Raw genomic sequence first — 25,997 nt, 5'->3', positions numbered from 1 at the left:
TACGGGGGCCACGGCCGTGCCGCGGTGGGCCCGGCTCAGGGCCGGCGGGCCGAGGTGACCCGGTACACGTCGTAGACGCCCTCGACGCCGCGTACCGCCTTCAGGACGTGCCCCAGGTGCTTGGGGTCGCCCATCTCGAAGGTGAACCGGGAGGTGGCCACCCGGTCGCGGGAGGTCTGGACGGCGGCGGACAGGATGTTGACGTGCTGGTCGGAGAGCACCCGGGTGACGTCCGACAGCAGCCGGGAGCGGTCCAGCGCCTCCACCTGGATGGCGACCAGGAACACCGAGGACTGGGTGGGTGCCCACTCGACGGCCAGCATCCGCTCCGGCTCGCGGGAGAGCGCGTCCACGTTCACGCAGTCGGTGCGGTGCACCGAGACGCCGTTGCCCCGGGTGACGAAGCCGATGATCGGGTCGCCGGGCACGGGGGTGCAGCAGCGGGCCAGCTTGACCCAGACGTCGTCGGCGCCCTTGACCACCACGCCGGGGTCGGCGCTGGAGCGGCGCCGGCTGCGGGTGGGCATCGGCGGCGCGGTCTCCGCGATGTCCTCGCTGGCGGCCTCCTCGCCACCGACCGCCTGCACCAGCTTCTGCACCACGCTGGGCGCGGAGACATGGCCCTCGCCGATCGCCGCGTAGAGCGAGGAGATGTCCGGGTAGCGCATCTCGTGGGCGAGGGTGACCAGGGAGTCACCGGTGAGCACGTGCTGGATCGGCAGGTTCTGCTTGCGCACCGCGCGGGTGAGCAGATCCTTGCCCTGCTCGATCGCCTCGTCCCGGCGTTCCTTGGAGAACCAGCCGCGGATCTTGTTGCGGGCCCGGGGCGACTTGACGAAGCCCAGCCAGTCCCGGGAGGGTCCGGCGCCCTCGGCCTTGGAGGTGAAGATCTCCACCGTGTCGCCGTTGTCCAGGGTGGACTCCAGCGGCACCAGCCGGCCGTTGACCTTGGCCCCTATGGTGCGGTGGCCGACCTCGGTGTGCACCGCGTAGGCGAAGTCCACCGAGGTGGAGCCGGCGGGGAGCGCGATGACGTCGCCCTTGGGAGTGAAGACGAAGACCTCGTGCCGGGAGAGGTCGAAGCGCAGCGACTCCAGGAACTCCCCGGGGTCCTCGGTCTCCTTCTGCCAGTCGAGCAGCTGCCGCAGCCAGGCCATGTCGTTGACGCCCTCGCCCTTGTCGCCCTTCTTCGGGGCGTCGGAGCGGATCTTGGAGGCGCCGGCCTGGGCCTGCTGCTTGTACTTCCAGTGCGCGGCGATGCCGTACTCGGCGCGCCGGTGCATGTCGAAGGTGCGGATCTGGAGTTCGACGGGCTTGCCGCCGGGGCCTATCACCGTGGTGTGCAGCGACTGGTACATGTTGAACTTGGGCATGGCGATGTAGTCCTTGAACCGCCCCGGAACCGGGTTCCAGCGGGCGTGGACCGTGCCGAGTGCCGCGTAGCAGTCGCGGACGGTGTCCACCAGGACCCGGATGCCCACCAGGTCGTAGATCTCGGCGAAGTCCCGGCCCCGCACGATCATCTTCTGGTAGACGCTGTAGTAGTGCTTGGGCCGTCCGGTGACGGTGGCCTTGATCCGGGCCCCGCGCAGATCGGCCAGCACCTCGTCGATGACGGTGGCCAGGTACTCGTCGCGCTTGGGGGCGCGCTCGGCGACCAGCCGCACGATCTCGTCGTACATCTTGGGGTAGAGGATGGCGAAGGCCAGGTCCTCCAGCTCCCACTTGATGGTGTTCATGCCCAGCCGGTGCGCCAGCGGGGCGTAGATCTCCAGCGTCTCGCGGGCCTTCTGCTCCTGCTTCTCCCGCTTGAGGAACCGCATGGTGCGCATGTTGTGCAGCCGGTCGGCGAGCTTGATGACCAGGACCCGCGGGTCCTTGGCCATGGCCACCACCATCTTGCGCACGGTCTCGGCCTGGGCGGCCTCGCCGAACTTGACCTTGTCCAGCTTGGTGACCCCGTCGACCAGCAGCGCCACCTGGTCGCCGAAGTCGCGGCGCAGGGTGTCCAGGCCGTACTCGGTGTCCTCCACCGTGTCGTGCAGCAGTCCCGCCATCAGGGTGGCCGGGTCCATGCCCAGCTCGGCCAGGATGGTGGTCACCGCCAGCGGGTGGGTGATGTACGGGTCGCCGCTCTTGCGCTTCTGGCCGCGGTGCCAGCGCTCGGCGACCTGGTAGGCGCGCTCGATCCGGCGCAGCACGGCGGTGTCGGCCTTGGGGTCGTTCGCGCGGACCACCCGCAGCAGCGGTTCCAGCACCGGGTTGTACGGGCTGGAGCGCTGGACGCCGAGCCGCGCGAGCCGGGCCCGTACCCGGTTGGAGGAGCCGGAACGGCCCGAGACCCCGGAGACGGCGGCCGGGGGTGCCGGGGCGTGGCTGTCCTGACCGTCACGCCGGGTGGCGGCCGGGGACGGCGCGGCATTCTTCCGCTGCGCGGAGGTGAGCGGCTGGGCCTCGTCGGGCAAGGGCACTCCTTGAGTCCGGCCGTAGCGATCGGACGGCCATGGTATCGAGCCTAGGCCACCCGCTCGCGCCGGGCGCGGTACGGGCGCGGTACGGCCGCCGGACGCACCGGCGCCCCGCCACCGCGCGTGGTGCGCGGTGGCGGGGCGCCGGCGGGCGTGCTCAGAGCGTGATGAGCGCCTGATACGGAGCGTCGTCCAGTTCGGCGAGCACCCGGTCCCGGCCGGCCAGGAAGGACAGCTCCAGCAGGACGCTGAGCCCGGCCACCCGGGCACCGGCCCGGCGGATCAGCCGCACCGCCGCCTCGGCGGTGCCGCCGGTGGCCAGCACGTCGTCGACCACGAGCACCCGGTCCTCGGCGGTGAGATCCTCGGCGTGGATCTCTATCTCCGCGCTGCCGTACTCCAGCTCGTAGGCCTGCCCGAGGGTGGCACCGGGGAGCTTGCCGGCCTTGCGGGCCGGGATGAAGCCGATCCCGGCGCGCAGGGCCACCGGGGCGGCCAGGATGAAGCCACGGGCCTCAAGACCCACCACCTTGGTGGCGCCGGTGGCGGTGGCCGTCTTCGCCAGCGCGTCGGTGAGCGCCCCGAAGGCCGCCGGGTCGGCGAGCAGCGGAGTGATGTCCTTGAAGACCACACCCGGCTTCGGGTAGTCCGGGACGTCGCGGATGCGCTCCAGCAGCAGCTCGCGCAGTCCGGTGGCGTCGTGCGGCACGGAGGTCATCCCGGTCACCGCCGCTTTCCGGACGGACGGTTGCGGCCCCGGTTGCGGGAGACCGGCTGCCGGCGCGGGCCCACCACGGAGCCGGCCGCGGCGGCCTCCTCCGTACCGTCGTCGTCGGCGCCCGCGGCGGTGTCGGCCGGGTCGTCACCGTCCTCCGCTCCCGCGCCCTCGCCGGCTTCCTCCTCCGCCTCCCGCTTCGCCCGCTTGGCCAGGACCTTCTTGTCGTGCGCCTTGACGGCGGGCTCGCGCATCTTGAAGTCGGCGACCAGCGGGGTGGCGATGATGATGGACGAGTAGGCACCGGCGGTCAGCCCCACGAACAGCGACAGCGCGATGTCGTTGAGCATGCCGCCGCCGAGGACACCGCCACCGATGAACAGCAGCGCCGCCACCGGCAGCAGTGCGACCACCGAGGTGTTGATCGACCGCACCAGCGTGGCGTTCAGCGACCGGTTGGCCAGTTCGCCGTAGGTGTAGGTGGTCTGCTTGGGGTAGTTCTTCGTGGTCTCCTTCAGGCCGTCGAAGACCACCACCGTGTCGTACAGCGAGTAGCCGAGGATGGTCAGCAGACCGATCACGGTGCCCGGGGTGACCTCGAAGCCCACCAGGGCGTACACCCCGACCGTGATGGTGAGGTCGTGGATCAGGGCGATCAGCGCCGCGGCGGCCATCCGCCACTCGAAGGCGATGGCGAGGTAGATGACCACCAGCACCATGAAGATGGCCAGACCCTGCCACGCCTTGTTGGCGATCTGGGAGCCCCAGCTGGGCCCGACCAGTTCGGCGTTCAGCTCCTGGGCGGGGATGCCCAGCTCGTCCGCGAGCGCTTCGCGGACGAGGTTGGACTGGTCGGTGTCCAGGCCCGAGACCTGGATCCGCAGCGAGCCGTCGTTGCCCAGGGACTGGACCAGGGCCTGGCTGCCGGACGCCTCCTCGGCGACCTCCCTGGCCCGCTCCACGCTGACGTCGGTGGCCTCCGTGGTGAAGACCGCGCCGCCTTCGAACTCCACGCCCATATGCAGGCCGCGGAAGCCGAGACCGGCGAAGGCGAGGATGGTGATGAGGATGGAGACGCCGTACCACAGCCGCCGCTTGGCGACGAAGTCGTAGCCGGCTTCGCCCCGGTAGAGCCGGGCGCCGAGATCACCGAGCCGTGACATCTCACGCCTCCTTCGGGTCGCTGGGAACGATCACCGGACGGCGGGCACGCCGCAGCGGTGGTTGGACACCCAGACGCTTGGGGTCGAGTCCGGACCAGGGATGGCCACCGGCGAAGAACTTCTTCCGGGCCAGCAGCGTCATGACCGGCTTGGTGAACAGGTACACCACGACCACGTCCAGGGCCGTGGTCAGGCCCAGGGTGAAGGCGAAGCCCTGCACCTTGCCGACCGACACCACGAAGAGCACGGCGGCGGCCAGGAACGACACGAAGTCGGAGACCAGGATGGTGCGCCGGGCGCGCGGCCAGCCCCGTTCCACGGCGGTGCGCAGGGTGCGCCCCTCGCGGATCTCGTCCCTTATGCGTTCGAAGTAGACGATGAAGGAGTCGGCGGTGATACCGATGGCGACGATCGCGCCGCAGACGGCCGGCAGGTTCAGCGCGAAGCCGATCGCCGGGCCGAGCAGCGCCATGATCGAGTAGGTGAGCGCGCCGGAGACCACCAGGGAGGCGAGCGCGATCAGCGCCAGGCCCCGGTAGTAGACCAGCATGTAGATCACCACGAGGGCGAGGCCGATGGCACCGGCGATGAGGCCGGCCCGCAGCTGCTCGCCGCCCAGCATGGGCGAGACGGTGGTGACGCTGGCCTCCTCGAAGGTCAGCGGCAGCGCGCCGAACTTGAGGACGTTGGCCAGGTTCTCGGCGCTCTCCTGGTCGAAGCTGCCGGAGATCTCGGCGTTGCCGCCGGACAGCCGCTGGTTGACGCTGGGGGCGGAGACGGTCTCGCCGTCCAGCACGATCGCGAACTGGTTCTGCGGGGAGGGCATGGCGGCCAGCTCACCGGTGACGTCGGCGAACTGGTCGGCGCCGGAGTTGGTGAACTCCATCTGCACGATCCAGCCCTGGCCGCGCTGGGTCTCGTAGACGGCGTTGGCGCTGCTGACCCCGGTGCCGGGGACGGCGACCGGGCCGAGCGCGTACTTCCAGAGGCCGTCGGTGTCGCACGAGACGATGGGCTGGTCGGTGTTCGCCTGCGCGGCTGCCTCGCGGGCGGCGGCGCGGGACTCGTCGGTGGAGCAGTCGAGCGCGGCCAGCCGCGACTGGAGATCGGCGGCCTCCTGCTGGGCCTGCTCCTGCTCCGGGTCGGTGGCCTCGTCGTCCGTGGCGTCCTCGTCGGTCGCCGCGTCGTCGGTGGTGGCCTCGTCGGTCGCCGCGTCGTCCGTGCGGAAGGAGGCGGTGGTGGCGGTGGCCGCGCCACTGCCGGACGGTGCCAGGCTCTGGTCCGTGGTGCCCTCGCCCTGGTCGCCCGCGTCGGAGGTGTCGCCCTCCTCGCCGCTCTCGCCGCTCTCCCCGTTGTCGGTGCCCTCGGTCCCGTCGTCCGCCGGCTCCTCGCCGTCCTCGGTGCCGTCGGTGACCTCACCGTCGTCGGTACCGGTGTCGCCCGGGTCATCGGGCAGCGGCACCCCGGAGTCGACCGAGAGGACCGGCCGGAAGCCCAGCTCGGCGGTGGTGCCGACCTGCTCCCGCGCCTGCTCGCTGTCGGTGCCCTTGGGGATGTTGACGATGATGTTCCGGTCGCCCTGGGTCTGGACCTCGGCCTCCTGGACACCCAGGCCGTTGACCCGGCGCTCGATGATCGAGACGGCGGTGTTCAGATTGGTCGGGTTGATGGCGGACTGGTTCTTCTCGTCCGTCGTCGCCGAGAGCGTGATGCTGGTCCCTCCGGCGAGGTCGATGCCCAGCCGCGGTGTGGTGTGCCCGGAGGCGAACATCGCCGCCGTGAGCCCCACCACGATCACCAGGATCAGGAACAGGGGGCGCCACGGCTTCCCCTGACCTCCGGACAGGTCCCGCTTCCTGGGGGACCGGAAGTCGTTCTTCGGTGTCGCCACCTTCTCGTCTCTCTCTGCCTACGACCCGCGCCCGGTGCCGGCCACGCGGACGGACGGGGTGATGGACGGGCGGACCGGCGCGGCCACGCCCCGGCGGGGCGGGCGGCACCGGCAGCTCAGGACTTGGAGCCGTTCTCCCCGTCCCGCGCGGAGTCCTCGCTCTTGGTCTCGTCCTCGGCGGTGGCCTCGGCGGAGTCCTTCTTGCCCAGCTCGACCCGGTCGTCGCCGGTGTCGGTGCCCTCGGTCAGCGAGGAGGCGTCGTCCGGAACGACCGGGGCGTCCTCGTCGTCGTAGGGGGACTCACCGTTGATGATCCGCTCGTACTCGTCGGCGTCCAGCACCGCCCCGATGGCGTTCTTGGCGAACAGGGCGTGCACGCCCGGGGAGAGCTCCAGCAGCACGGTGTCCTCACGGACCTCCTTGACCTCGGCGTACATCCCGCCGATGGTCCGCACGCCGGTGCCGGGCTCCATCGCGTCACGCATTTCCATGGCCTGACGCTGCCGGTTCTTGGCCGACCGCGACATCATGAACATGACGCCGATGAGAAGAATGAAGGGGAAGAGAAACGCGATATCCACGGTGGAGGGAATTCCTTCGTATAACCGCTGTCGCGGCCATGTATTCGGGGGGCAGGAGCGCCGTCCGGGTCGGATGACGTCGGCGGAGTCTAACGAGGCTGCGCCTGGGGAACAACGTCTCGGATGCTATCGGAGTTCCGTTCCAGGGTAAGCGGCTCCGGTCACGACTCGAACAAGCCTTCTTGTGCTCCGCCGGCCGCCGGGGTGCCCGGCGGGGGCGTGAGCCCGAGATGCGCCCAGGCGGCGGGGGTCGCGACCCGGCCCCTGGGCGTGCGGGCCAGCAGCCCCTCGCGTACCAGGAACGGCTCGGCGACCTCCTCCACGGTCTCGCGCTCCTCCCCCACCGCGACCGCCAGGGTGGACAGGCCCACCGGGCCGCCGCCGAACAGCTTCAGCAGCGCCTCCAGGACCGAGCGGTCCAGCCGGTCGAGGCCGCGGTCGTCCACCTCGAAGACGGTCAGCGCCCGGGCCGCGGCCTCCTCGGTGACCACGCCGTCCCCTCTGACCTGGGCGTAATCGCGCACCCGGCGCAGCAGCCGGTTGGCGATGCGGGGGGTGCCCCGCGAGCGGCCGGCGATCTCGGCCGCACCGCCGTCGCTGACGGTGACGTCCAGCAGCCGGGCGGAGCGGTGGATGACCCGTTCCAGCTCGGCGGGCGCGTAGAACTCCATGTGGCCGGTGAAGCCGAAGCGGTCGCGCAGCGGCGGCGGCAGCAGGCCGGCCCGGGTGGTGGCGCCGACCAGGGTGAAGGGCGGCAGCTCCAGCGGGATGGCGGTGGCGCCGGGGCCCTTGCCGACGATGACGTCGACGCGGAAGTCCTCCATGGCCATGTAGAGCATTTCCTCGGCGGGCCGGGACATCCGGTGGATCTCGTCGAGGAAGAGCACCTCGCCCTCGGCGAGCGAGGAGAGGATCGCGGCCAGATCGCCGGCGTGCTGGATGGCGGGCCCGGAGGTGATGCGGATCGGGGCGCCCATCTCGGCCGCGATGATCATGGACAGGGTGGTCTTGCCCAGCCCGGGGGCCCCGGAGAGCAGCACATGGTCGGCGGTGCCGCCCCGGGCGCGGGCCGCCCGCAGCACCAGGTCGAGCTGCTCGCGGACCTTGGGCTGGCCGACGAATTCCGCCAGATCCTTGGGGCGCAGCGCGGCCTCGGCGGCCAGCTCCTCGCCCTCGGCGGTGGCCCCCACCAGCCGGCCGGTGTCCTGCGGTGGCTGTTCTTCCCAGGTCATCGGGGGTCTCCTCGTCCTCAGCGGGCGCGATTGAGGGTTTGCAGGGCGGCGCGCAGCAGCCGGGGCACCGGGACGGGCGTGCCGTCGGCGGCGACCGCCTCGGCCTGCGGGGCGATGGCCCCGATGGCCTCCTCGGCCTCCCGGGGGGCGTAGCCGAGGCCGGTGAGCGCGGTCATCAGCTGCTCGCGCCACTCGGGCGGCCCGGCGGGGGCGGGGACGGCGGGGCGCTGCGGGCCGCCGGCGGGCTCGCCGAGTCTGTCCTTCAGTTCGAGGAGGAGTTTCTGCGCCCCCTTCTTGCCGATGCCGGGGACCGCGGTCAGGGCCTTCTCGTCCCGGGAGGCGATGGCCCGGCGCAGGCCGTCGGGGCTGTGCACGGCGAGCATGGCCTGGGCGAGGCGGGGGCCGACGCCGGAGGCGGTCTGGAGCAGTTCGAAGACCTGCCGCTCGTCGTCGTCGGCGAATCCGTAGAGGGTCAGGGAGTCCTCGCGGACGACGAGCGAGGTGGCCAGCCGGGCGGGCTCCCCCACCCGCAGGCCGGCGAGGGTACCGGGGGTGCACTGGACGGCCATGCCGACGCCGCCGACCTCCAGTACGGCGGTGTCGGGGGCGAGCGCGGCGACGGGGCCTGAGACAAAGGCGATCACGGTTCGATGGTGCCCTTCGCAACTCGTACGGGCGCGGAGCGCCGCGCGCCGGGGGCGGCAGCGGCGGTGGCCCGGGCCAGCCGTTGCTGGGCGGCGCCGCGCCAGATGTGACAGATGGCCAGCGCGAGGGCGTCGGCGGCATCCGCCGGCTTGGGCGGGGCCGGCAGCCGCAGCAGCCGGGTGACCATGGCGCCGACCTGGGCCTTGTCGGCCCGTCCTGTGCCGGTGACGGCCGCCTTGACCTCGCTGGGGGTGTGCAGGGCGACGGGCAGTCCGCGCCGGGCGGCGCACAGCATCGCCACGGCGCTGGCCTGCGCGGTGCCCATCACGGTGCGGACGTTGTGCTGGCTGAAGACCCGTTCGACGGCGACCGCCTCGGGGCGGTGCTCATCGAGCCACGCGTCGATGCCGCGCTCGATGAGCACCAGCCGCTCGGGGGTGTCCTGCTCGGCGGGGGTACGGATCACTCCCACCGCCACCATCCGCAGCGGACGCCCGGCGACGCCGTCCACCACGCCGACCCCGCAGCGGGTCAGCCCCGGGTCCACGCCCAATACCCGCACCGCACTCCCTCGCTCCCCGCGCCGTGATCAGCACGTCCGTCCGAAGGCTATCGGGCGGCACCGACAAGGAGGGTGAGCGGGCGTCAGGCCTCGACCTTGGCCATGATGTCGTCGGAGACGTCGAAGTTGGCGAAGACGTTCTGCACGTCGTCGCTGTCCTCCAGGGCGTCGATCAGCTTGAAGATCTTGCGGGCGCCGTCCTCGTCCAGCTCGACCTGCATGGTGGGCAGGAAGCTGTTGTCCGCCGAGTCGTAGTCGATCCCGGCCTCCTGGAGGGCGGTGCGCACCGCGACCAGGTCGGTGGCCTCGCTGACGACCTCGAAGGACTCGCCGAGGTCGTTGACCTCCTCGGCACCGGCGTCCAGCACCGCGTCCAGCACATCGTCCTCGCTGCGGCCGGCCTTGGGCACGATGATGACGCCCTTGCGGTGGAACAGGTAGGACACCGAGCCGGGGTCGGCCATCGAGCCGCCGTTGCGGGTCATGGCGACGCGCACGTCGGAGGCGGCCCGGTTGCGGTTGTCGGTGAGGCACTCGATGAGCACCGCGACACCGTTGGGACCGTAACCCTCGTACATGATCGTCTGATAGTCGGCGCCGCCCGCCTCAAGACCGGCGCCGCGCTTGACCGCGCGGTCGATGTTGGTGTTGGGGACGGAGTTCTTCTTGGCCTTCTGGACGGCGTCGTACAGCGTGGGGTTGCCGTCCAGGTCGGCGCCGCCGGTCCGGGCCGCGACCTCGATGTTCTTGATCAGCTTGGCGAAGAGCTTGCCGCGCTTGGCATCGATCACGGCCTTCTTGTGCTTGGTGGTAGCCCACTTAGAGTGGCCGGACACAGCCTTGCTCCTTCAGATGTCACCAACAGAAACCAGTGCCGAGATCCTACCGTCCGTGGCTCAATCCGCCCGCCGCACCATCTCGGTGAACAGCGCGTGCACCCGGTGATCGCCGGTCAGCTCCGGATGGAACGCCGTGGCCAGCAGGTTTCCCTGCCGGACGGCGACCGGATGCCCCTCGTGGCGGGCGAGCGCGGTGACGCCCGCGCCCAGCGACTCCACCCAGGGCGCCCGGATGAACACGCCGTGCACCGGGCCGCCGCTCACCCCGTCGAGCTCGACGGCGGCCTCGAAGGACTCGTTCTGCCGGCCGAAGGCGTTGCGCCGCACGATCATGTCGATGCCGCCGATGGTCTCCTGGCCGGAGCGCGGGTCGAGGATCTTGTCCGCGAGCATGATCATGCCGGCGCAGGAGCCGTAGACGGGCAGTCCGTCCCGTACCCGGGCGCGCAGCGGCTCCAGCAGGCCGAAGGCGGTGGCCAGCTTGGAGATGGTGGTGGACTCACCGCCGGGCAGGACCAGGCCGTGCACGCCCTCGAGTTCTTCCGGGCGGCGCACGGGGCGGGCCTCGGCGCCGACGCCGGTGAGCGCGGCCAGGTGCTCGCGGACGTCGCCCTGGAGGGCGAGCACGCCCACCACCGGGGCGGCGGGCGTGCTCGGGGAGGATGTCGCAGTCATCGCGGGATTACCAGCCACGCCCTGCGTAGCGCTCGGTGTCGGGCAGGGTGTCGATGTTGATGCCGACCATGGCCTCGCCCAGGCCGCGGGAGACCTCCGCGATGACCTTGGGGTCGTCGTAGAAGGTGGTGGCCTTGACGATGGCGGCGGCGCGCTGCGCCGGGTCGCCGGACTTGAAGATGCCGGAGCCGACGAAGACGCCCTCGGCGCCCAGCTGGCGCATCAGCGCGGCGTCGGCGGGGGTGGCGACGCCACCGGCGGAGAACAGCACCACGGGGAGCTTGCCCAGCTCGGCGACCTCGCGGACCAGCTCGTACGGGGCGCGCAGCTCCTTGGCGGCGGCGTACAGCTCGTGGTTGTCCAGGGCGCGCAGCCGGCCGATGTCGCCCTTGATCTGCCGCATGTGGCGGACCGCCTCGACGACGTTGCCGGTGCCGGCCTCGCCCTTGGAGCGGATCATGGCGGCGCCCTCGGCGATCCGGCGCAGGGCCTCGCCCAGGTTGGTGGCGCCGCAGACGAAGGGCGTGGTGAAGGACCACTTGTCGGTGTGGTTGACCTCGTCGGCCGGGGTCAGCACCTCGGACTCGTCGATGTAGTCCACGCCCAGCGCCTGGAGGACCTGGGCCTCCACCAGGTGGCCGATGCGGGACTTGGCCATCACGGGGATGGAGACGGCCTCGATGATGCCGTCGATCATGTCGGGGTCGGACATGCGGGCCACGCCGCCGTCCTTGCGGATGTCGGCCGGGACCCGCTCCAGGGCCATGACGGCGACGGCGCCGGCGTCCTCGGCGATCTTGGCCTGCTCGGGGGTGACGACGTCCATGATCACGCCGCCCTTGAGCTGCTCGGCCATGCCGCGCTTGACGCGGGCGGTGCCGGTCTCGGGAGTCTGAGGGGTGCTGGGGGACGTGCTGGACACGAATTGACCTCACTCGGCAGTTAATAGTGCGACATGACCATGGTAGGCCCGGGCGGGCGCCGACCACGCATGGCCCGTGCCCCGGCGGCCGACCGGGCCGCCGCATGCGATGACACCCGCCGGCTCCCGCGGCGGCAAGGGCCAATTCGCGCTCAGTGGCCTGCCGCGGACAGCGCGGCGGGCGGCTCGTCGTCCATCTCGAAGGCCAGCGGGAACGGTGCGTGCCCGGCCAGCCGGAACCAGCGCACGGTACGGTGCCGGCGCAGCGCCCGGGCCGCCCGTACCGCGTCGTTGTGGAACCGCCGGGCCATCGGGACCCGGCGCACCGCGGCCACCAGCTCCCGCGCGATGTCCTCGCCCCCGGGGGCCTCGCGCACCGCCTCGACCTGGGCGCTCTCCCCCAGCACCGCCCGCAGCGCCTGACTCAGCTCGCTCTCGGCGACCTCACGGTGCTCGTCCTCCGCCTGCCGCGCGGCGTGCGCCGCCTGGTTGAGCACCATGGAGGCGGCCGGATCGAAGATGCCGGAGGTCGCCAGCTCCTGCGCGACGGAGGCGCGGCGCAGCAGCTGGGCGTCCAGGGCGGCCCGGGCCGCGTCGATCCGGGCGTGCAGCCGGTCGAGCCGCCCCGCCGTCCAGCTGAGATACACGCCGATCAGCACCAGCGCGACGGCGATCCACAGGGGCCAACTGAGAAGGGTCACGGTCGGTCACCCTATCGGGCCACCGCGTGCCATCCCCCGAGGGGACTACTCCCCGGCGCCCTTCGGCTCCTTCGCCTCCCGGGGCTCGCGGCTCAGCCCGAGCCGGCCCAGCAGGCCCACCCGGTCGTCCGGGGCCACCGCCCCGGCCCCCGCGGTGACCGTCTCGTAGACGGCCAGGATGTCGTTGCCCACCGTGGACCAGTCGAAGCGCCGCACGTGCCGGCTGCCGTACGCGCGCAGCCCCGCGCGCCGCTCCGGATCGTCCAGCAGCGCCACGGTGGCGGCGGCCAGGGCGTCCGCGTCCTCGTTCGGGAACAGCTCACCGGCCGCGCCGCCGTCCAGCACCTGGGCGAACGCGTCCAGGTCGCTGGCCAGCACCGGAGCCCCGGCGGAGAGCGCCTCCACCAGGATGATGCCGAAGCTCTCACCGCCGGTGTTGGGCGCGATGTACACGTCCACGCTGCGCAGCAGCCGGGCCTTGTCCTCGTCGCTGATCATGCCGAGGAACTCCACCCGCCCGCGCATCGCGTCGGGCAGTGAGGCCACCGCCTCCTTCTCGTCGCCGCGCCCGGCCACCAGCAGCCGGGTGTCCGGCCGCTCGGCCAGGATCCGCGGCAGGGCCCGCATCAGGACCGGGAGTCCCTTGCGCGGCTCGTCGATCCGGCCGATGAAGCCGATCGTCTGCCCCTGCCACTCGGCCTTGGGCTCGGCGTCGGCGAAGAACCCGACGTCCACGCCGTTCGGGATCACCACGGCGTCGCCGCCCAGGTGCTCGACCAGGGTGCGGCGGGCGTACTCGCTGACCGCGATCCGGGCGCTGATCTTCTCCAGGGCCGGCTGGAGGATCGGATAGGCCGTGGCCATCGCCCGCGAGCGCGGGTTGGAGGTGTGGAAGGTGGCCACGATCGGGCCCTTGGCGGCCCAGCAGGTGAGCAGCGCGAGCGAGGGCGCGGCCGGTTCGTGGACGTGCAGCACGTCGAAGTCACCGTCGTGGACCCAGCGCCGCACCCGGGCGGCGGACAGGAAGCCGAAGTTGAGCCGGGCGACCGAGCCGTTGTACGGCACCGGGATGGCGCGTCCCGCGGCCACCGCGTACGGGGGCAGCGCGGTGTCCTCGTCGGCGGGGGCCAGGACGGACACCTCGTGGCCCTGGCGGATCAGGTGCTCGGCCAGATCGCGGATGTGGAACTGCACCCCGCCGGGCACGTCCCAGGAGTAGGGGCAGACGATGCCGATTCTCATGCCGCGCGCTCCTTGCGGGGTGCGGCGCCCGGCTCACCGGGGCGCGGTTCGAGGTCGGACAGCCACAGCCGCTGGAGCATGTGCCAGTCGTGCGGGTGCCGGGCGATGCCGGCGGCGAAGGAGTCGGCCAGCTGCTGGGTCATGGCGGCGGTCTTCTCGGCCCGGGTGCCCTCGGCGGGTGGTTCGACAGCGGGGTGCACGCGGCCCTTTATCACCGTGGTCTCGTCGTACCACAGCTCGACCGGGAACAGCACGGCCCCGGTCTGCTGGGCGAGCAGCGCCGGGCCGGCCGGCATCCGGGTGGGCTCGCCGAAGAAGGTGACCTCCACCCCGGAGGCGGACAGATCGCGGTCGGCCACCAGCGCCACCACCCCGCCCTTGCGCAGCCGGCGGGACAGTATCCCGAAGGCCGAGCCGCCGGTGTGCGGCACCACCTCCATGCCCAGACCCTCGCGGTAGGCGACGAAGCGGTCGTAGAGCGTCTCCGGCTTGAGCCGCTCGGCGACCGTGGTCAGCGGTATCCGCAGCTCGGTCACCAGCCAGGCGCCGGCCACGTCCCAGTTGCCGGAGTGCGGCAGGGCGAGCACCACGCCGCGTCCCTGGGCGAGGGTTTCCTTGACCAGGTGGAAGTCGGCCACGTGGAAGCAGTTCCTTATGCGGGCCTCGTCCCACACCGGCAGCCGGAAGGACTCGATCCAGTACCGCAGGTAGGAGCGCATCCCGGCCCGGGACAGCGCGCGCAGCCGCGCCGGGGAGGCGTCCGGGACCACACGCGCGTAGTTGGCCTCCAGACGGCGCACCGCCGGGCCCCGGCGGCGCCAGGCGGTGTCGGCGATCCGGCGGCCCAGGGCCATGGCGGCCGGCTCGGGCAGCCGTTTGACCGTGGCCCAGCCCAGGCCGTACAGCGCGTCGCTCAGCCGTTGTCTCATGCCGCTCCGTTCCGTGCGGCGTCCGCCGCGTCGGCCTCGGCCGCCTCGCGGCGCACGGTGATCACCCGCTGCACGATGGTGACCAGCGAGCCGAGCGCGACCACCCACAGGGCGATGGGCAGCAGCACCCCGATGTGCGGGACGGAGAAGGTCCGCTCGAAGCCGGCGAGGCCGGCCAGCACCAGGGTGATGGTCAGCCGTTCGGCGCGCTCCACCAGGCCGTTGACCTTGACCGGCAGCCCGATGCTCTCGCCCCTGGCCTTGGTGTACGAGACGACCTGGCCGCTGGCGAGACAGACCAGGGTCACCGCGCACAGCAGCAGGTCGTCGCCGCTGCCCGCGTACCACAGGGCGATCGCGGAGAAGATCGCGGCGTCGGCGACCCGGTCCAGGGTGGAGTCGAGGAACGCGCCCCACCGGCTGGAGGTGCCCAGCTGGCGGGCCATGTTGCCGTCGATCAGATCGGAGAAGACGAACAGCGTGATGACGACGGTGCCCCAGAAGAACTCGCCGCGCGGGTAGAAGGCCAGTGCTCCCGCCATCACCCCGGCGGTACCGACGCAGGTCACCGCGTCCGGACTGACCCGCAGCCGCAGCAGCAGCGCGGCGAACGGCGTGAGGACACGCGTGAAGAACGCACGCGCGTACTTGTTGAGCATGACCTTCCCAGGGGTCGCTGACGGGCCGGATGGACGGACGGCCACCGGCCGCCCCATCGTAGTCACGCCGCCGGGTGTCAAGGGCCCCGCGTCCGGTTGGGCCGCAAATCGCCGTCGTGGCCCCGGCGGACGGGCCGCCGCCGCTAGGCTGGCCCCGGCGCGCAGGTGTGCCGGTCCTCACGACGGGGAACGGGCCACCCGGGCGGCTGGAGCGAGGACTGGGGGTTCGGGATGTCGGCGCTGGACGATCTGCGCAACGCGGCGGGCATTGATTTCGACTTCGGGCCGGGGGCCCAGGTGCCGCTGTCCGGCGCGGGCACCGGCCACTCGGGGATGAGCCAGGCGCTGGCCTCGGTCGCCTACCGCGACGATCCTCCCGAGGCCATCAAGGAGCCGAACGACGCGGCCTCGGTGAAGAAGGGCAAGTTCACCCTGCTGGAGCCCAATCTGGGCGAGGCGTTCACCCGTGCCGTGGAAACCCGGATGCTGGCCGACGGCCGCAAGCCGCTGGTGCAGTCCTTCGGGGCCGACCCGCAGACGGTGGTGGAGCACGCGCTGTCCGCCAAGCGCATCCGCAAGCAGCGCGACCGCCGGCTGACCCTGATCATGGGGATCTTCGGCGTGCTGTTCCTGCCGGGCGTGCTGATATGGCTCGGGCTCTTCCAGCTGCGCCGCACCTTCGCCGGCTCGCAGGGCCGGCAGGCGGGGTTCCTGGGCACCCTGACCCTGGTGGCGATCGCGGCGCTGATCGCGCTGCTGGTGATCCGGGTGCCGCTGGGCGGGCCGATCCGGCTGTACGTGTGGAGCATGCTGCCGGCGCCCATCATCGGCTGGTACTGGGCCAAGCAGATCTCCGAGCGCACCGCGAAGAACCTGCGCGCGCACTGGGCGGATCTGGCGGGCGGCGGCGGCTCCGGGGCCATGATCCCGGAGGCCGTGCCGCAGAACCCGAACGACAAGGAGGCCGAGCGGCTGCGGGTCGGGCTCGCCAAGCTGGCCGCCGAGCAGCACAGCAACATCGTGCACTACGCGGGCCCCCAGGGCATTCTCGGCATGGGGGTGCGCTGGGGCAGCTGGCAGCTGGCCGAGGAGCTGGTGCCCAAGGACCCGACGCGGGAGATCGACCCGTTCCGGGCCTGGGACGTGGCGCGCGCCATCCACGACCAGCTGCGGATGCTGGAGCGCGGCCCGCTGCACACCGGGGGCTTCCCCACCCCGTCGATCAAGCACTGGATCGTGCGCCATGTCGGCGAGGGGGCCGGGGAGATCAGCCGGCCCAGCGGCGACACCGCCGACTCGTACAGCATCGGCAACATCGAGGTGCAGCGGATCTGCAACGAGCAGCAGTTCGACAGCGGTGACCGGCACTACGTCGGGGTGCAGTTCGTGCTCTGGGACGGCGAGCTGGTGCTCAGCATGATGATCTCGGTCACCGTGCTGCACCACACGCTGCGGATCGAGGTGACCGGGCACGCGCTGGGGCCGATCCACGGGTTCTTCCGGCAGGGTCCCGCGGGGAAGACCAAGGAGATCCGCGATCCGGTCAAGTTCTGGAAGATGAAGAAGGTGCCGCTGCCGCTGGTGGACGCCAAGGAGGTGGTCCGCCTCGCCGCCCGCGCCCCGCTGACCTGGTTCCCGGCCAAACTGGACGCCTACGGCGGCACGATCGCGCTGCCCGAGCCGTTCGGGCTGCGGCACACCTGGGCGGGCAAGCCGTGGCGGCACCGCTTCATGGCGGACGACGCGCTGCGCGCGGCCACCCCGGTGCTGCGGGTGGCGCACGCGGCGGCGTTCAAGGTGCTGGAGGAGAACGGCGTGGACATCAGCAAGTTCGAGGGCCGCTCCCAGGCGCTCGGCGGCGCGGTGCAGGCGGCGGAGCCCCGGAAGGCCGACGAGTACAACATGTGAGGCGCGCCCCCGTCCGGCCCCGTACCGCAGGACGGGGCCGGGCCGCGGTCAGTCGCCGGCGGGCCAGGCGGCGGCGAGCATCCGCCGGGTGTCGGCGAGCAGTTGGGGCAGCACCTTGGTGTGGCCGACCACCGGCATGAAGTTGGCGTCGCCGCCCCAGCGGGGCACCACGTGCTGGTGCAGGTGCGGGGCGATGCCGGCGCCGGCGGCGGTGCCCTGGTTCATCCCGATGTTGAAGCCGTGCGCGCCGGAGGCGGTGCGGATCGCGGTCATCGCGCGCTTGGTGAGCAGGGCGAGTTCGGCGGTCTCGGCCTCGGTCAGCTCCGTGTAGTCGGCGACGTGGCGGTAGGGCACCACGAGCAGATGGCCGCCGTTGTACGGGTAGAGGTTGAGGACGGCGTACACCTGCTCGCCGCGGGCGATGACCAGCCCGTCCTCGTCGCTCTTGCCGGGGATGACGCAGAACGGACAGCCGTCGTCCGCGCCGTCCCCGTGGGGCTTGCCCTCGCCCTGGATGTAGGCCATCCGGTGGGGGGTCCACAGTCGCTGGAACGCGTCCGGCGTTCCCACCCCGATCTGCTGCTCCGGCTCGCTGTTCATGGCGGCCAGCATAGGCCCCGCCGGCCGGCCGGCGGGCGGGGGCGCCCTCGGCCGGCCGGTGGGGGCCGCGCTGGTCAGACCTGGGCGCGGGTGGCGACGGCCTCGGCGATCTCGCGCAGCGCCTCGGCGCGCGGGATGCCGTTCTTCTGGGAGCCGTCGCGGTAGCGGAAGCTGACCGCGCCGTGGGCGACGTCGTCGTCCCCGGCGATCACCATGAAGGGGATCTTGGCCTTCTGGGCGTTGCGGATCTTCTTCTGCATCCGGTCGGACGAGGAGTCGACCTCGAAGCGCAGTCCGTGCCCCTTGGCCTCGGCGGCGAACTCCTCCAGGTAGGGGGTGTGGGAGTCGCCCACCGGGATGCCGATCGCCTGGACGGGGGCCAGCCACGGCGGGAAGACGCCCGCGTAGTGCTCCAGCAGGACGGCGAAGAAACGCTCGATGGAGCCGAACAGCGCCCGGTGGATCATGACCGGCCGCTGCCGGGAGCCGTCGGCGGCGGTGTATTCGAGATTGAAGCGCTTGGGCTGCTGGAAGTCGACCTGGATGGTGGACATCTGCCAGGTCCGGCCGATGGCGTCCTTGGCCTGGACGGAGATCTTGGGGCCGTAGTAGGCGGCGCCGCCCGGGTCCATGACCAGTTCGAGGCCCTGCTTGCCGGCGGCCTGGCGGAGCGTCTCGGTGGCTTCCTCCCACTCCTCGGGCTCCCCGATGAACTTGTCGGAGTCGTCCCGGGTGGAGAGTTCCAGATAGAAGTCGTTGAGGCCGTAGTCGCGCAGCAGATTCAGCACGAAAGTGAGCAGATTGTCGAGTTCATCCGGCATCTGCTCGGTGGTGCAGTAAATGTGGGAATCGTCCTGGGTGAATCCCCGGGCGCGGGTGAGCCCGTGCACCACTCCGGACTTTTCGAATCGGTACACCGTGCCGAACTCGAACAGCCGCAGCGGCAATTCCCGGTAGGACCGCCCGCGGGCCCGGAAGATCAGATTGTGCATCGGGCAGTTCATGGCCTTGAGGTAATAGTCCTGCCCCTCGAATTCCATGGGCGGGAACATCGACTCGGCGTAGTTCGGGAGGTGCCCGGAGGTCTCGAACAGCTTGGCCTTGGTGATGTGCGGGGTGTTGACGAACTCGTACGCGGCTTCCTCGTGCCGGCGCCGCGAGTAGTCCTCCATCACCTTGCGGATGACGCCGCCCTTGGGGTGGAAGACGGCGAGCCCGGAGCCCAGTTCCTCCGGGATGGAGAAGAGGTCGAGCTCGGCGCCGAGCCGCCGGTGATCGCGCTTCTCGGCCTCGGCCAGGAACTCCAGGTGGGCCTTGAGCTCGTCCTTGGTGGGCCAAGCGGTGCCGTAGATGCGCTGGAGCTGCGGGTTGCGCTCGCTGCCGCGCCAGTAGGCGGCGGCCGAGCGCATGAGCTTGAAGGCCGGGATGAGCCGGGTGCTGGGCAGGTGCGGGCCCCGGCACAGGTCCTTCCAGCACAGGTCGCCGGTCTTGGGGTCGAGGTTGTCGTAGATCGTCAGCTCGCCCGCGCCGACCTCGGCGGAGGCTCCTTCGGCGGCGTCGGCGGCGGAGCCCTTGAGGCCGATCAGCTCGATCTTGTAGGGCTCGGCGGCGAGTTCGGCGCGCGCCTCGTCGTCGGTGACGACCCGGCGGGCGAAGCGCTGGCCCTGCTTCTGGATCTGCTGCATGCGCTTCTCGATGCGGCTCAGATCCTCGGGGTGGAACGGCTGCTCGACGTCGAAGTCGTAGTAGAAGCCGTCCTTGATGGGCGGGCCGATCCCGAGCTTGGCCTCGGGGAACAGGTCCTGCACGGCCTGGGCGAGGACGTGGGCGGTGGAGTGCCGCAGGATGTCCAGACCGTCGGGGGAGCCGAGCTCGACCGGCTCGATCTCGTCGCCGTCGGCGAGCGGATGGGTGAGATCGCGCAGCTCACCGCCGATCCGGGCGGCCACGATGGAGCGCTGGCCCTCGAAGAGCGCGGCGGCCGTGGTGCCCGTGGTCACCACGCGCTCTTCCCGCTCGGAATCGCGTTGGATGATCACACGGACGTCTGACACCGGTCTCTCCTGACGTTGGCGGCTGCTCGCTGCGCAGCGCTCGCTGCGGTTTCGCATGGTACCGAGCGGCGCGGCCCGGCCGCGAAACGGTGGCGGGCGGGGCAGCCGGTGGCCGGGCCAACCAACGCAAGAAGGCCGGTCCTTGACGGACCGGCCTTCCCAGGGCGTGGGCGATACTGGGATCGAACCAGTGACCTCTTCGGTGTGAACGAAGCGCTCTCCCGCTGAGCTAATCGCCCTGGGCTGGTGCTTCGGGGCTGTTCCCCTCGGCACGAGAAGAACCATACACAGGTCAGCGGCTCAGAACCAAATGAACTCCCGGCCGGGGCCCGGCCGCTCACCCCGGGCGGGTCGCACCGGCCGCCGCGGGGGGCGTCACCGGATGGCGGAGTACGCGTTGACATCGGTGGTGCCCTCTGTAGTCGACTGGGCACAAAATGGCACTCGACCATTCGAATGATGTCAAGCATCGCAAATAGGACAGAGGGGTTTACAACCGGCGCGTACGTGGCATGTCGAATTCGCCGACGTGCGAATCCCCGAGCGCACACTGAGCGAAAGGCCCTGGCGCTTATGAACACCACGGTCAGCTGCGAGCTGCACCTGCGCCTCGTTGTATCGAGCGAGTCTTCACTGCCTGTACCCGCGGGGCTGCGGTATGACACGGCGGACCCCTACGCCGTACACGCCACATTCCACACCGGAGCCGAAGAAACCGTCGAATGGGTTTTCGCCCGCGATCTCCTCGCCGAGGGGCTGCACCGGCCCACCGGCACCGGAGACGTCCGGGTGTGGCCCTCCCGGAGTCACGGACAGGGCGTCGTGTGCATCGCACTCAGTTCCCCGGAGGGCGAAGCACTGCTGGAGGCACCCGCCCGCGCCCTGGAAACCTTCCTGAAGCGCACCGACGCCGCGGTGCCGCCCGGCACCGAGCACCGGCATTTCGACCTCGACACCGAGCTCTCGCACATCCTGGCCGAGAGCTGACGGACCCGCCGGTTCTCCGCACCGTCCGACTCGGGGCGACGGCGCGGGACCGGCGCCGACACAGCGCACAGCGCCGTCGCGGAACACGCGGCGGCGCTGTCGTGTGCCGGAGCGGCTAGGGTCTGTCGTCAAAGGAGCGCCATCCGCCCGGAGGGCGGGCGGCCACCGACCCTGACCGCACCGGGAGCCGGTTTGCTGATCAGTCACGACACCCGATGCGCGCTCTCCGCGACCGTGGACCTGCTGAACACCTCCCTCGGCGACGGCTCCCCCGACGGAATGACCACGGTCGAGCAGCTGCGCGCCTTCGTCGAGAGCCACAATCTCAGCGGGGTCCAGGTGGGGGCGCTCGGAGAGCAGGACGTGGCGGACATGCGCGCCACCCGGGAGCTCTTCGCCCGGCTGTTCGCCGCCGAGAGCGACCGGGAGGCCGCCGAGCTGATCAACGCGATGGTCGCGGAGGCCGGCACCACCCCGCAGCTCACCGATCACGACGGCCACGACTGGCACGTCCACTACTTCGCCCCGGGCGCCTCGATCGCCGACCATCTGTCGGCGGACTGCGGTATGGCCCTGGCCTTCTTCCTGGTCGCCGGGGAGCGGGAGCGGCTGCGACGCTGCGACGCGCCGGACTGCCGGCGCGCCTTCGTGGATCTGTCCCGCAACCGCTCACGCCGCTACTGCGACAGCCGGACCTGTGGGAACCGGCTCCATGTGGCCGCCTACCGGGCCCGGCAGCGGCGCTCGGCCGCCCACACCGGCTGATCCGCCCCGGCGGGGGCGCGCCGTCTACAGCCAGAAGCGGTCATGCACCCCCGCGATGAGCAGCAGCGTCCCGATCACGGTGAGGAACAGGATCAGCGGGGGCTGGGAGAGTGCGAACAGACAGCCCCTGGCCTCCGGGGCACCGGGGTCGGGTACGGGAACGGGAACGGGATGCGCGGCCGGCTCGGGCCGCATCGGGGTCTCGGGAGCGTGCTGCTCCCCGGTGAAGTGCGCCATGTCGCGGCGATCATGACCCAGCCGCGGGCCTCGCCGCGCTCAACACACCTCATCTGAGCGGGGATTCGCTATTTCGAGGGGCCGGTCATATGCCGTGCTTCTTCAGGATGGCCTCGATGTCCGAGAAGTCGTCCGCGCCGCCCGCACCGGCCGCGGGCGCGCCACCGCCGCGCTTGGCCGGGAGCGCCGCCGGTGCCGCGGGCTCGGCCGCCGCCCGGCCCCGGCCCCCGCCCCGGCGGCCGTCCGCCAGGCCGGCGCTCAGGAAGAGCAGCACCGCCAGCCCCACCACGCCCAGGCCCGCCCAGGCCAGCGGGTTGAAGGTCATGTTGAGCACGAAGCGGACCACACCCGTCATGGCGAGCCCCACCGGCAGCAGCGCGAAGGCGGCCACCCGCAGCGCGGTCGCGTAACGGCGGCGCTTGGCCACCAGGAAGGCCACCCCCAGGCCGGCGGCGGACAGCAGCGCGCAGAAAGTCCCTATCAGCATTCCTCCATCCTGCCTGGCCCGGCTCCGGGAGGCCAAGGCGCGAGCGGTGGGATCAGGGACAAATCGGGGTGGCGGCCGGGAACGCCCGCCCGGCTGGGAGACTGGGCGGCATGAGCGAAGCAACCGGCCGCACCGTCGTGCTCGACGTGTGGTGCGACCTCCAGTGCCCCGACTGTCACCGCGCCGAGAGCGATCTGCGGGCCCTGCGCGCCCGCTTCGGCGACCGGCTGGAGATCCGGCGCCGGCACTTCCCCCTCGCCAACCACCAGCACGCGCTCGCCGCCGCCCAGGCCGCCGAGGAGGCGTACGCGCAGGGCCGGGGCGAGGCGTACTGCGAGGCGCTGCTGGAGCGCACCGCCGAGCTGCGCGACCGGGGCGAGCCGGTGCTCGCCGAGGTGGCCGAGGCCACCGGCGTGGACCCGGAGGAGATCGCGACCGCGCTCATCGACGGCCGCCATCTGCTGGCGGTGGACGCCGACCAGGCCGAGGGCCAGGCACTGGGGGTGCGCGGCACCCCCAGCTATGTGATCGCCGGGCAGCGGCTCGACGGCGGGCAGAGCCAGGACGGGCTGCTGGAGCGGATCATCGCCATCGTCGAGGCCGAGCCGGCCACCGCCTGAGCCCCGGTCGGCCCCGCGGCCCGGGCTCCCGGGCACTCAGCGCAGCGACTTGCCCAGCCGCTCGGCCACCGGCCGGTAACCGAGCCCGTCGTAGAGCCGGCGGGCCGCGGCGTTGTCCGCGTCCACGCTCAGCCCCAGCCGCGTGCCGCCCGCGGCCCGGGTGAGCCGCCCGGCCTCCCCCAGCAGCGTCCGGCCATGGCCGCGGCCCCGGTGCTCCGCGGCCACCTCGACGTGGAACACATAGCCGTCCGTGCCGTACGGCAGCCGGCCCGGGGCCAGCGCGAGCCACAGCGTGCCGACGTCCGAGCCGTGGTGGCTGAGCACCCGCAGCGCCATCCCCTCGGTGCGGTGCCCGGCGGGCAGTTGCGCGCCGAGCACCGCGTCGGCGTGCGCCTCGGCCTCCGCCGGGTCCGCCCCCTGCTCCCGCCGCCCGGCGGCGAGCCGGGCCCGCTCGGCCGCCCGCCACCGCGCGTAATCCCGCTCCCCCATCGGGCGCACGACGCTGCCCTCCGGCAGGCCGGGCCCCGGTGCCGGCAGCCGCTGGGTCAGCCAGTGGCTGCGTCCGGTGTAGCCGAGCGCGGTGAACAGGCCCCGGGCGGCGGTGGCTTCGGCCGGTACGTCCGCCTCCACCCGGGCGCAGCCCCAGCCGCGCAGGATCTCCTCGGCCGCCAGGGCGGCCACCGTGGCCCGGCCGCGCCGCCGGTCCTCCGGCGCGATCTCCAGCTCCTCGATCCGGCCGGTGCCGGGTCCGTACCCCGGGACGCGGGTCAGCCGCAGGGCGCCGACGGGGCGGGAGTTGTCGCGTATGTCGAAGGCGCGGCTCCGCCCGCCCCGGTCGAGCGGTTCCTCGGGCCCGGTGGGGCGCACGGTGGTGGTCATCGCGCTCCTCAGGGGTCGATGTCGGCGGCGGACCGGGCCCGGAAGACGCGCAGGGCCTCGGTGGTCACCGGCCCCGGGGCGCCGGGCAGTTCGCGGTCGTCGACGCGGCGCACGGCCTGGACGTCGCGGGTGGAGGAGGTGAGGAAGACCTCGTCGGCGCGGTGGAGCACGTCCATCGGCAGTTCGGTCTCCTTGGCGCCGCTCCACTCGATGACCAGGGCGCGGGTGATCCCGGCCAGGCAGCCGGCGGCCAGCGGCGGGGTGTGCAGCTCGCCGTCGAGGACCACGAAGACATTGGTGCCGGTGCCCTCGCACAGCGCGCCGGTGGTGTTGGCGAACAGCGCCTCGGAGGCGGCCTGCTGGTGGGCGCGGGCCAGCGCGATGACGTTCTCGGCGTAGGAGGTGGACTTGAGCCCGGCCAGCGCGCCGCGTTCGTTGCGGGTCCAGGGGACGGTGATGACGGCGGTGGTGTCGGGCCGGCGCGGGGTGGGGGCGTGGGCGATCATCAGGGTGGGCGGCGCGTCGCCGCGGTCGGAGGCCAGCGGGGAGCGACCGCCGGTGTAGGTGATGCGCAGCCGGCCGAAGGGCACCGGTTCGGTGTTCGCCATGACCGCCTCGCAGGCCCGGCGCACCGTGTCGCGGTCGGGTGCGGGCAGGCCGAGGCCGGCGGCCGAGGTCGCGAGCCGGTCGAGGTGGCGGCTCATCGCGAAGGGGCGGCCGTTCTCGGTCTTCAGCGTCTCGAAGACCCCGTCGCCGACCGTGAGTCCGTGGTCGAAGACGGAGACCTTCGCACTGTCGGCGTCCCGCAGCTCACCGTCCAGCCAGATCAGCGCCATGGTGTCGTTCTCCTGTCTCGTGCGTGGTGCCCGACGCTACCGTGAGCAGGCGTTCGGCCTTGAGTTCGGTCTCCGCCCATTCGCGGTCCGGGTCGGATCCCCAGGTGATGCCGGCGCCGGTGCCGAAGCGCAGCAGCGGGCGGCCGGTGGTGCGGTCGGTCCAGAAGGTGCGGATGCCCACCGCCAGCTCGCCGGTGCCGCGGTCGGCGTCGACCCAGCCGATGCCGCCGCAGTAGGGGCCGCGGGGGGCGCGCTCCAGGCTCTCGATGATTCGCAGGGCGCTGGCCTTGGGGGCGCCGGTGACGGAGCCGGGCGGGAAGGTGGCGGCCAGCAGCGGGCCCCAGCCGGCGCCGGGGGCGAGTTCGCCGCGCACGGTGGAGACGAGGTGGACGAGCCCGGGGTGCGGCTCGGTGACGCACAGCTCGGGGACGGTGACGCTGCCGGTGGCGCAGACCCGGCCGAGGTCGTTGCGGACCAGGTCGACGATCATCACGTTCTCGGCGTGGTCCTTGGGCAGCAGGTCGGCGGCGGTGCGTCCGGTTCCCTTGATGGGCCCGGACTCGACGGTGCGGCCGTGGCGGCGCAGGTACAGCTCGGGGGAGGCGGTGGCGATCTCCACGCCGTGGGCGGGCAGCCGTACGGTGCCGGCGTACGGGGCGGGGTTGCCGCGGGCCAGCAGGACGGTGAGGGCGTCGATGTCGCAGGCGGCGGGGTCGGGCAGCGGTGCGGTGAGGACGCGGCAGAGGTTGGCCTGGTAGACCTCGCCGGCCGCGATGTGCGCACGGATGCGGCGGACGGCGGCGGTGTAGGCGTCGCGGTCCAGGGAGCTGTGCCAGCCGTCCGGGTCCGGGCCGCGCCAGCGGCCGGTACCGGCGGCGGGGCCGGTTGCGAGCCGCACCCGGCCGAACCGGGCGCACAGCAGGCCGCCCTCGTAGTCGGCGACCACCGCCCACCAGCCGCCGGAGTCGAGCGCGGCGGGGTCGCTGGTGACATCCAGCAGGTCGGTGGCCAGATACCCGCCGAGCCGGGCAAGCGGAGCGAAGTCGTGCACATGTGCGAGTGTAGAGCGGGGATACGGGGCGTACCGAGTTTGAGCTGGCCCGCGGATCCGCTAGAGTTCATGACGTCACCGGGGAGCGCAAGCGACCGGGTGGCGATACACACTGCGGACGTAGCTCAGTTGGTAGAGCACCACCTTGCCAAGGTGGATGTCGCGAGTTCGAGTCTCGTCGTCCGCTCGAAGGGGGCCTGGCCCCCTCCGGTGGAGTGGCCGAGAGGCGAGGCAACGGCCTGCAAAGCCGTCTACACGGGTTCAAATCCCGTCTCCACCTCGGACGATTAGCTCAGCGGGAGAGCGCTTCCCTGACACGGAAGAGGTCACTGGTTCAATCCCAGTATCG

General features: G+C 72.0%; 26 protein-coding genes and 3 tRNA genes. 6 read left to right on the top strand and 23 right to left on the bottom strand.

Annotated elements, in window-relative coordinates:
- Positions 1-35: 35 nt before the first annotated feature.
- The 15 genes from BM385_RS06255 to pgsA form a co-directional block, all read right to left on the bottom strand.
- Positions 36-2,465 carry a RelA/SpoT family protein gene (locus BM385_RS06255; RefSeq protein ID WP_019434776.1) on the bottom strand — a complete coding sequence of 810 codons (2,430 nt, stop codon included), beginning with the start codon at positions 2,463-2,465 and terminating at the stop codon, positions 36-38.
- 160 nt (positions 2,466-2,625) lie between these two features.
- Positions 2,626-3,186 carry an adenine phosphoribosyltransferase gene (locus BM385_RS06250; RefSeq protein WP_093842579.1) on the bottom strand — a complete coding sequence of 187 codons (561 nt, stop codon included), beginning with the start codon at positions 3,184-3,186 and terminating at the stop codon, positions 2,626-2,628.
- Between the two features lie 5 nt (positions 3,187-3,191).
- Positions 3,192-4,346 (bottom strand): protein translocase subunit SecF, encoded by a 1,155-nt coding sequence (gene secF / locus BM385_RS06245; RefSeq protein WP_019434778.1) that lies wholly within the window; start codon positions 4,344-4,346, stop codon positions 3,192-3,194.
- A gap of 1 nt (position 4,347) precedes the next feature.
- The gene (gene secD, locus BM385_RS06240) at positions 4,348-6,237 is read right to left on the bottom strand and encodes a protein translocase subunit SecD (protein ID WP_093842405.1); all 1,890 of its coding nucleotides are present in this window, start codon (positions 6,235-6,237) and stop codon (positions 4,348-4,350) included.
- A 116-nt stretch (positions 6,238-6,353) separates the two neighbouring features.
- Positions 6,354-6,818, bottom strand: coding sequence for a preprotein translocase subunit YajC (gene yajC / locus BM385_RS06235; RefSeq protein WP_093842404.1), 465 nt, complete (start codon positions 6,816-6,818; stop codon positions 6,354-6,356).
- 161 nt (positions 6,819-6,979) lie between these two features.
- Positions 6,980-8,050 carry a Holliday junction branch migration DNA helicase RuvB gene (gene ruvB, locus BM385_RS06230; protein WP_019434781.1) on the bottom strand — a complete coding sequence of 357 codons (1,071 nt, stop codon included), beginning with the start codon at positions 8,048-8,050 and terminating at the stop codon, positions 6,980-6,982.
- A gap of 17 nt (positions 8,051-8,067) precedes the next feature.
- Positions 8,068-8,694, bottom strand: a complete 627-nt coding sequence (gene ruvA, locus BM385_RS06225; protein WP_019434782.1) for a Holliday junction branch migration protein RuvA — start codon at positions 8,692-8,694, stop codon at positions 8,068-8,070.
- The gene (ruvC, locus tag BM385_RS06220; protein WP_093842403.1) at positions 8,691-9,257 is read right to left on the bottom strand and encodes a crossover junction endodeoxyribonuclease RuvC; all 567 of its coding nucleotides are present in this window, start codon (positions 9,255-9,257) and stop codon (positions 8,691-8,693) included. Before ruvC ends, ruvA begins: the two co-directional genes overlap by 4 nt.
- Positions 9,258-9,340: 83 nt before the next feature.
- Positions 9,341-10,093, bottom strand: coding sequence for a YebC/PmpR family DNA-binding transcriptional regulator (locus BM385_RS06215; protein WP_019434784.1), 753 nt, complete (start codon positions 10,091-10,093; stop codon positions 9,341-9,343).
- 60 nt (positions 10,094-10,153) lie between these two features.
- Entirely contained in the window at positions 10,154-10,771 is a 618-nt protein-coding gene (pdxT, locus tag BM385_RS06210; protein WP_093842402.1) for a pyridoxal 5'-phosphate synthase glutaminase subunit PdxT, read from the bottom strand.
- A 7-nt stretch (positions 10,772-10,778) separates the two neighbouring features.
- Positions 10,779-11,693, bottom strand: coding sequence for a pyridoxal 5'-phosphate synthase lyase subunit PdxS (pdxS, locus tag BM385_RS06205; RefSeq protein ID WP_093842401.1), 915 nt, complete (start codon positions 11,691-11,693; stop codon positions 10,779-10,781).
- Positions 11,694-11,845: 152 nt separating this feature from the next.
- Positions 11,846-12,394, bottom strand: coding sequence for a LemA family protein (locus tag BM385_RS06200; RefSeq protein WP_019434787.1), 549 nt, complete (start codon positions 12,392-12,394; stop codon positions 11,846-11,848).
- A 45-nt stretch (positions 12,395-12,439) separates the two neighbouring features.
- Positions 12,440-13,636 (bottom strand): glycosyltransferase family 4 protein, encoded by a 1,197-nt coding sequence (locus BM385_RS06195; RefSeq protein WP_093842400.1) that lies wholly within the window; start codon positions 13,634-13,636, stop codon positions 12,440-12,442.
- Positions 13,633-14,565 (bottom strand): phosphatidylinositol mannoside acyltransferase, encoded by a 933-nt coding sequence (locus BM385_RS06190; RefSeq protein WP_093842399.1) that lies wholly within the window; start codon positions 14,563-14,565, stop codon positions 13,633-13,635. Before BM385_RS06190 ends, BM385_RS06195 begins: the two co-directional genes overlap by 4 nt.
- Positions 14,562-15,224: a phosphatidylinositol phosphate synthase gene (pgsA, locus tag BM385_RS06185; RefSeq protein WP_019434790.1), complete on the bottom strand. Its 663-nt coding sequence runs from the start codon at positions 15,222-15,224 to the stop codon at positions 14,562-14,564. Before pgsA ends, BM385_RS06190 begins: the two co-directional genes overlap by 4 nt.
- Positions 15,225-15,455: 231 nt before the next feature.
- Between pgsA and BM385_RS06180 the strand changes: the two genes are divergently transcribed.
- Complete coding sequence (locus tag BM385_RS06180; protein WP_019434791.1) at positions 15,456-17,132, top strand: AbeC-like domain-containing protein; 1,677 nt, start codon at positions 15,456-15,458, stop codon at positions 17,130-17,132.
- A 48-nt stretch (positions 17,133-17,180) separates the two neighbouring features.
- Here the strand turns inward: BM385_RS06180 and BM385_RS06175 are convergent, their stop codons facing one another.
- The 3 genes from BM385_RS06175 to BM385_RS06165 all read right to left on the bottom strand — a co-directional run bounded on the left by BM385_RS06175 (position 17,181) and on the right by BM385_RS06165 (position 20,025).
- Positions 17,181-17,744 (bottom strand): HIT family protein, encoded by a 564-nt coding sequence (locus BM385_RS06175; protein ID WP_019434792.1) that lies wholly within the window; start codon positions 17,742-17,744, stop codon positions 17,181-17,183.
- A gap of 62 nt (positions 17,745-17,806) precedes the next feature.
- Positions 17,807-19,732: a threonine--tRNA ligase gene (thrS, locus tag BM385_RS06170; RefSeq protein WP_175542925.1), complete on the bottom strand. Its 1,926-nt coding sequence runs from the start codon at positions 19,730-19,732 to the stop codon at positions 17,807-17,809.
- Positions 19,733-19,953: 221 nt separating this feature from the next.
- Positions 19,954-20,025 (bottom strand) — tRNA-Val (locus tag BM385_RS06165).
- A 334-nt stretch (positions 20,026-20,359) separates the two neighbouring features.
- Between BM385_RS06165 and BM385_RS06160 the strand changes: the two genes are divergently transcribed.
- Entirely contained in the window at positions 20,360-20,773 is a 414-nt protein-coding gene (locus tag BM385_RS06160; RefSeq protein WP_019434794.1) for an SsgA family sporulation/cell division regulator, read from the top strand.
- A gap of 192 nt (positions 20,774-20,965) precedes the next feature.
- The gene (locus tag BM385_RS06155) at positions 20,966-21,538 is read left to right on the top strand and encodes a CGNR zinc finger domain-containing protein (protein WP_093842397.1); all 573 of its coding nucleotides are present in this window, start codon (positions 20,966-20,968) and stop codon (positions 21,536-21,538) included.
- 24 nt (positions 21,539-21,562) lie between these two features.
- On the opposite strand, the gene BM385_RS06150 is transcribed toward BM385_RS06155, so the two are convergent.
- On the bottom strand, positions 21,563-21,775 hold the full coding sequence (locus tag BM385_RS06150) for a hypothetical protein (protein WP_093842396.1): 213 nt from the start codon (positions 21,773-21,775) through the stop codon (positions 21,563-21,565).
- Positions 21,776-21,860: 85 nt separating this feature from the next.
- Positions 21,861-22,262 (bottom strand): hypothetical protein, encoded by a 402-nt coding sequence (locus BM385_RS06145; protein WP_019434797.1) that lies wholly within the window; start codon positions 22,260-22,262, stop codon positions 21,861-21,863.
- A 110-nt stretch (positions 22,263-22,372) separates the two neighbouring features.
- On the opposite strand from BM385_RS06145, the gene BM385_RS06140 reads away from it, so the two are divergent.
- Positions 22,373-22,882, top strand: a complete 510-nt coding sequence (locus BM385_RS06140) for a DsbA family protein (RefSeq protein ID WP_019434798.1) — start codon at positions 22,373-22,375, stop codon at positions 22,880-22,882.
- A 36-nt stretch (positions 22,883-22,918) separates the two neighbouring features.
- On the opposite strand, the gene BM385_RS06135 is transcribed toward BM385_RS06140, so the two are convergent.
- Genes BM385_RS06135 through BM385_RS06125 form a run of 3 tightly spaced genes read right to left on the bottom strand, consistent with a single transcriptional unit; the run spans position 22,919 to position 25,648 of the window.
- A complete protein-coding gene (locus tag BM385_RS06135; protein WP_019434799.1) occupies positions 22,919-23,761 on the bottom strand; it encodes a GNAT family N-acetyltransferase in 843 nt (280 codons plus the stop codon).
- An 8-nt stretch (positions 23,762-23,769) separates the two neighbouring features.
- Positions 23,770-24,597 carry an aminotransferase class IV gene (locus tag BM385_RS06130; RefSeq protein WP_019434800.1) on the bottom strand — a complete coding sequence of 276 codons (828 nt, stop codon included), beginning with the start codon at positions 24,595-24,597 and terminating at the stop codon, positions 23,770-23,772.
- Positions 24,572-25,648, bottom strand: a complete 1,077-nt coding sequence (locus BM385_RS06125; RefSeq protein WP_093842395.1) for a chorismate-binding protein — start codon at positions 25,646-25,648, stop codon at positions 24,572-24,574. Before BM385_RS06125 ends, BM385_RS06130 begins: the two co-directional genes overlap by 26 nt.
- Positions 25,649-25,762: 114 nt before the next feature.
- Between BM385_RS06125 and BM385_RS06120 the strand changes: the two genes are divergently transcribed.
- A tRNA-Gly gene (locus BM385_RS06120) sits at positions 25,763-25,835 on the top strand.
- Positions 25,836-25,857: 22 nt separating this feature from the next.
- Positions 25,858-25,928, top strand: a tRNA-Cys gene (locus tag BM385_RS06115).
- Positions 25,929-25,997: the final 69 nt, after the last annotated feature.

The sequence above is a fragment of the Streptomyces harbinensis genome (assembly GCF_900116145.1).
Taxonomy (GTDB): Bacteria; Actinomycetota; Actinomycetes; order Streptomycetales; family Streptomycetaceae; genus Streptomyces; species Streptomyces carpaticus.
The sequence above is the reverse complement of the archived record's forward strand: the minus strand, read 5'-3'. Positions and strand labels throughout refer to the sequence as shown.

Coding starts and splice junctions, on each gene's coding strand:
- BM385_RS06195 (WP_093842400.1), bottom strand. CDS start 13,636: ATGAGAATCGGCATCGTCTGCCCCTACTCCTGGGACGTGCCCGGCGGG.
- BM385_RS06145 (WP_019434797.1), bottom strand. CDS start 22,262: ATGCTGATAGGGACTTTCTGCGCGCTGCTGTCCGCCGCCGGCCTGGGG.
- pgsA (WP_019434790.1), bottom strand. CDS start 15,224: ATGCTCAACAAGTACGCGCGTGCGTTCTTCACGCGTGTCCTCACGCCG.
- BM385_RS06135 (WP_019434799.1), bottom strand. CDS start 23,761: ATGACCACCACCGTGCGCCCCACCGGGCCCGAGGAACCGCTCGACCGG.
- BM385_RS06160 (WP_019434794.1), top strand. CDS start 20,360: ATGAACACCACGGTCAGCTGCGAGCTGCACCTGCGCCTCGTTGTATCG.
- BM385_RS06180 (WP_019434791.1), top strand. CDS start 15,456: ATGTCGGCGCTGGACGATCTGCGCAACGCGGCGGGCATTGATTTCGAC.
- BM385_RS06190 (WP_093842399.1), bottom strand. CDS start 14,565: ATGAGACAACGGCTGAGCGACGCGCTGTACGGCCTGGGCTGGGCCACG.
- BM385_RS06175 (WP_019434792.1), bottom strand. CDS start 17,744: ATGCTGGCCGCCATGAACAGCGAGCCGGAGCAGCAGATCGGGGTGGGA.
- BM385_RS06130 (WP_019434800.1), bottom strand. CDS start 24,597: ATGGCGCTGATCTGGCTGGACGGTGAGCTGCGGGACGCCGACAGTGCG.
- ruvB (WP_019434781.1), bottom strand. CDS start 8,050: ATGACCTGGGAAGAACAGCCACCGCAGGACACCGGCCGGCTGGTGGGG.
- secF (WP_019434778.1), bottom strand. CDS start 4,346: ATGTCACGGCTCGGTGATCTCGGCGCCCGGCTCTACCGGGGCGAAGCC.
- BM385_RS06250 (WP_093842579.1), bottom strand. CDS start 3,186: ATGACCTCCGTGCCGCACGACGCCACCGGACTGCGCGAGCTGCTGCTG.
- pdxT (WP_093842402.1), bottom strand. CDS start 10,771: ATGACTGCGACATCCTCCCCGAGCACGCCCGCCGCCCCGGTGGTGGGC.
- BM385_RS06150 (WP_093842396.1), bottom strand. CDS start 21,775: ATGGCGCACTTCACCGGGGAGCAGCACGCTCCCGAGACCCCGATGCGG.
- BM385_RS06140 (WP_019434798.1), top strand. CDS start 22,373: ATGAGCGAAGCAACCGGCCGCACCGTCGTGCTCGACGTGTGGTGCGAC.